Below are 245 nucleotides of genomic sequence, written 5' to 3'. Positions count from 1 at the left end.
CCGGTGCATGTCGTGGGCGACAGCACGCGGCTCGTGCAGGTGGTGCAGAACCTGTTGAACAACGCGTCGAAGTTCTCGCCGCGAGCGAGCACGATCATCGTTGAAATCGAGTGCGAGACGAGCGCGCTCTTGCTGAAGGTGATCGACAAGGGGCGCGGCATTTCGCAGAAGGGACTCACGTCCATCTTCGATCTCTTCGTGCAGGAAGATCACTATCTGAATCCCGGCGAGGCGGGGCTCGGTAT

At 60.0% G+C, this 245-nt stretch carries 1 protein-coding gene; it reads left to right on the top strand.

What is annotated here, in order from left to right:
* Positions 1-12 precede the first annotated feature (12 nt).
* Positions 13-245, top strand: a 233-nt coding sequence (locus NCR93_RS31840; RefSeq protein ID WP_250532489.1) for a sensor histidine kinase, incomplete at its 3' end; no start/stop codon positions are given.

The sequence above is a fragment of the Caballeronia sp. ATUFL_F1_KS39 genome, assembly GCF_023630985.1.
Lineage (GTDB): Bacteria > Pseudomonadota > Gammaproteobacteria > Burkholderiales > Burkholderiaceae > Caballeronia > Caballeronia zhejiangensis.
The sequence above is the reverse complement of the archived record's forward strand: the minus strand, read 5'-3'. Positions and strand labels throughout refer to the sequence as shown.